1 pseudogene is annotated in these 288 nt (G+C 59.4%); it reads right to left on the reverse strand.

Annotated elements, in window-relative coordinates:
- A pseudogene (locus KJQ96_RS39060) lies at window positions 1-288 on the reverse strand (IS5/IS1182 family transposase); the annotation flags it as partial.

Raw genomic sequence — 288 nt, forward strand, 5'->3', positions numbered from 1 at the left:
GGTCACCTCATGGGCAATAATGAGGTGATGCTTGGTATCTACGGCGCTTTGAACGTTGTAACCGACCATCCCGCTGCCTCGGCCGCTTGTGGCCATCGAGCGCGCATCGGGATCGGTTAGCGATATCTGCTTGTCTTCGGTCTGCATCATCTGGGAGTTCAGCGCATCCAGGCGCTGTATCTCCTGGCGCAGCGTTGCAATCTTTTCGTTGAGCCGCTTGGCCTCCGGGACCGTTTCACCCTGGCGATCGGCGCTGTCGAGCTGCGAGAGGTAGCGGGCTATGCTCTC

It is taken from the genome of Bradyrhizobium sp. sGM-13 (genome assembly GCF_018398875.1).
In the GTDB taxonomy this organism is placed as follows: domain Bacteria; phylum Pseudomonadota; class Alphaproteobacteria; order Rhizobiales; family Xanthobacteraceae; genus Bradyrhizobium.